Below are 4,094 nucleotides of genomic sequence, written 5' to 3'. Positions count from 1 at the left end.
AGCGACACCCCCGTCATCACCCTCGACGCCCGACGCCGCGACAGCGCCAAGAGCGCCCTCATCACCCTCGTCGAACACGCCCTCCTCGCCCGGCTCCGCTGAGCGGAACCCGAGGCCGGCGGCCCCGGCACCCCGTCGGCGTGACGGGGTGCCGGGGCACGTTCGCTTGCGGAGAGGTGTCGTCCGGACGCCGGACGCAAGACCCTCGCATAAGCAGCGGATAACAGTTCGGTAGGCATTTGGTGATCAACAATGACTGTTTGTAGCGAATCGGCATCACTCAGCGCCAGAAGTCCACAGTTTTGCGCCAACATGTCGGCGAATGTCCTGAATTGCACCGCGCGCTTCGCCCACCAGCAGCTGTTTGTCCCCCATCCCTGCACGTGCTGAAATTCCAGCTACCCCTGGATCCCGTGCGGCTGTCGTTCCCCGGAACGGACGGCCCACCGGGGGTAGCGCTGGATTGATCCATGGCCGGCTGTCGGCCGAGAGGTAGTTGTCGAGTGAGGCGTAAGCAGCAGGTCGCCCCGCAGCGGCGCTCCGAGCCCCGCCAGAGCGAGCCGAACGGCACCGCACCGGAACCGGGCGGGTTCTCGGCGTTCACACCGGTCGAGGAACGGCCGCAGGCCGCCCCGGCGCCGCAGCAGCCCGGTCCCGGCGAGAACCGCGCGTCCGGCCCCGGTACCGGCACCGGCCCCACGCCCGGCTCCGGCACGGAGGACACCGGCCCCAAGGGCAGCCGGTACGACTTCGTGCGCCCGCGCAACTGGCGCGTGCCCGCCCGTCTGATCGCGATCCTGCTGATCCCGGTCGTCATCGGCCTGGTCTTCGGCGGCCTGCGCGTCAACACCTCGATCGACGGCTTCGTCAAGGCCGACCGCGCCCAGCGCACCGCCGCCCTCGCCAAGGCCGCCACCGAACTCGCCGAGGCGCTGGAGAGCGAGCGCGACAAGACGCTCATACCCCTGATCACCAAGCAGGACCCGAACAACGACGTCACCAAGGCGCGCTCGACGACCGACGCCGCCCTCAAGGCGTACAACGCGGCCTACGAGGCGAGCGACAAGTCCGGCGAGCTGCCGCGCCGGCACGAGGCCTTCCAGCAGGTGGTCGTCCACCTGCCGCAGCTGCGTGCCGGCGCCTACGCCGACAACCTCTTCGCCTCCGCGACCGTCAGCGCCTACTCGGTGATGTTCGCCCCGCTGCTGTCCTACGACAACTCGGTCGGCCTCGGCTCGTCCAACCTCACCAGCAAGGGCCGCTCGATCTACGCGATGTCGCTGGCCAAGGCCTCGGCCTCGACCCAGCGCGCCCTCATGCTGCAGCTGCTGGTCGGCATCTCCGCCCAGAAGACCACCCGGTACGAGAACGTCGACCTCATCCAGCAGCTGCTGGTCGCCCAGCGCCTGGAGCAGACCGCGCTCTCCGAGTTCAACACCGGCAGCGCCCCCGAGGACGCCAAGCAGTACGCCGACGCCCAGGTCGCCCAGGCCAACGCCGACCAGCGCGCCGCCTACCGGATGCCCAACGGCAGCGTCCCGACCATGCAGGGCCTGCTGAGCCTCGGCACCGCCTACACCCAGGCCGCCGCCGCCGGCCAGTCCCAGGGCAAGGACGTCGCCGACCGCGCCTACAAGGACGCCAAGGACTCCGGCCTGACCCCGGAGAACTGGAACCAGGCCGCCAACACCCACATCTCCAGCCTGCGCGCCACCGAGGTCGCGCTGCTGGACGACGTGCTCCAGGACGCCGCCGATCTGCGCGACAACGCCCGCTTCGACGCCATCCTCAACTCGCTGATCGTGCTCACCGCGCTGATCCTCGCCGGTGTCCTCACCGGCTACGTGGCCCGCTCGATGATTCTCGGCATGCGCACCCTGCGCAACGCCGCCCTGGAGATCGCCGACCACCGCCTGCCCGAGCTGGTCGAGCGGCTCTCCAAGACCGACCCGGACCGGGTGGACACCAACGTCACCCCGATCCCGCTGCACGGCAAGGACGAGATCGGCGAGGTCGCCCGGGCCTTCGACCAGGTCCACCGGCAGGCGGTCGCGCTCGCCGCCGAGCAGGCCCTGCTGCGAGGCAACGTCAACGCGATCTTCACCAACCTGTCGCGCCGCAGCCAGAGCCTCATCCAGCGCCAGCTGGCGCTGATCACCGACCTCGAGAACAACGAGGCCGACCCGGACCAGCTGGAGAACCTCTTCAAGCTGGACCACCTCGCCACCCGTATGCGCCGCAACGGCGAGAACCTGCTCGTCCTCGCGGGCGAGGAGGCCGGCCGCCGCTGGAACACCCCGGTCCCGCTGGTCGACGTGCTGCGCGCCGCCGCCTCCGAGGTGGAGCAGTACGAGCGCGTCGAGCTCTCCGGCATCCCCGAGGCCGAGGTCGTCGGCGCCGCCGTGACCGACCTCGTCCACCTGCTCGCCGAGCTGCTGGAGAACGCCACCACGTTCTCCAGCCCGCAGACCCGGGTGCTGGTCAACGCGACCCGCCTGCCGGACGGCCGGGTGCTCGTCGAGATCCACGACAAGGGCATCGGCCTCACCGCCGAGGACTTCGCGGAGATCAACGAGAAGCTGGCCGAGCCGCCCACGGTCGACGCCACCATCTCCCGCCGCATGGGCCTGTTCGTGGTCGGCCGGCTCTCCCAGCGGCACGACATCCGCGTCCAGCTCCGCCCGTCCGGCGAGTCGGCCGGCACCACCTCGCTGGTCATGCTGCCGCCGTTCCTGACCCAGATGGCCGCGGCGCCGGAGCCCGAGGAGCAGTTCACCGTCTCCCGGATCTTCGCCGAGCAGGAGCCGGCCGCCGAGTGGGGCGCCGACCGCGACCCGGTCCGCAGCGCCGCCGAGCTCGGCTTCGACGACCACCTCACCGGCATCGGCAACTCCGGCTCCACCGGCTTCAGCCCGGCCCTGGAGGCCGTCCAGCGCTCCCAGCGCCTGGACCAGGTCCGCCGCGCCGCGCTGGAGGCCGGGCCGCAGGACGGCCCGGTGGTGGACGCCAGGGTCGAGGACGACTACCCGGCCTACGGCCGGGACGGGCAGTACCCGCAGCAGGGCTACGACCAGTCCGGCTACGGCGACGACCAGTACGGCTACCAGGACGAGTACGGCCAGGACACCGGCTACGACACCGGCGGCTACCGGCAGGACGGCTACGGCCAGTACCCGCAGCAGGGCTACGACGAGTACGGCCGCCAGGACGGGTACGGGCAGCAGGACCGGTACGCGCCGCAGGACGAGTACGGCCAGGACGCCGGCTACGACCGCTCCGGCCACGCCGGCGACGACCAGTACGGCCGCGGGGCCGAGGAGGCCCCGGCGGGCCACCCGTACGCCCCCGAGCAGCCCGCCCTACCGGCCGCCGACGCCGCTCCCACCACCCTGCCGTCCGGGCTCCCGCAGCGCCGCCCGGGCCAGCAGCTGGCCGGCGGCGGCTTCCCGGCCGGCCAGCCGGACGCCAACGGCGGCGGCGAGAGCCCGAACTGGTTCACCGGTGCCAGGGACACCTCGGCCACCCCGGCCGAACCGCGCGGCCACGACGTGTCCGCCCTCGGCGGCTACGGGCCCACCGGCCCGACCGCCGCCGGCAGCACGGCCTGGCAGTCGCCCAACGACGGCGACTGGCAGCGCGCCGAGAAGCTCCGCGAGCCCTCCTCCAGCGGCACCACCCCGGCCGGCCTGCCCCGGCGCGTGCCGAAGCAGAACCTGGTGCCGGGCAACGCCAAGCCCACCCCGCAGGACGGCCCGCAGGTCTCCCGCGCCCCCGAGGAGGTCCGCGGCCGCCTGACCAACCTGCGCCGCGGCGTCGAGCAGGGCCGCAGCAGTGCCGGTACCACCGGAAGCTTCCGGATCGACCCCGATCAGGTAGACCCGTCCGGCAACGGACAGCAGAATCGCAGCACCGATCTCTTCGGCGGCTCGAACCACCAGGAGCGTTGAGTTGAGTCAGATGAGCCAGGCCGCACAGAACCTGAACTGGCTGATCACCAATTTCGTGGACAACACCCCCGGGGTGTCGCACACGGTGGTGGTCTCCGCGGACGGCCTCCTGCTGTGCATGTCCGAGGGATTCCCCCGCGACCGCGC

Annotated in this window: 2 protein-coding genes and 1 pseudogene; all 3 read left to right on the top strand. The window is 71.8% G+C overall.

What is annotated here, in order from left to right; all coding sequences use genetic code 11:
• A pseudogene (locus ABT238_RS38625) lies at positions 1 to 102 on the top strand (ATP-binding protein); the annotation flags it as partial.
• Between the two features lie 401 nt (positions 103 to 503).
• Positions 504 to 3,947, top strand: coding sequence for a sensor histidine kinase (locus ABT238_RS38620; RefSeq protein ID WP_350807352.1), 3,444 nt, complete (start codon positions 504 to 506; stop codon positions 3,945 to 3,947).
• A 10-nt stretch (positions 3,948 to 3,957) separates the two neighbouring features.
• On the top strand, positions 3,958 to 4,094 hold a 137-nt coding region (locus ABT238_RS38615), incomplete at its 3' end, for a roadblock/LC7 domain-containing protein (RefSeq protein WP_329882915.1).

The sequence above is a fragment of the Kitasatospora sp. NPDC001527 genome, from assembly GCF_040298605.1.
Classification (GTDB): Bacteria; Actinomycetota; Actinomycetes; order Streptomycetales; family Streptomycetaceae; genus Kitasatospora.
This window is presented reverse-complemented; position numbering and strand designations above follow the sequence as displayed.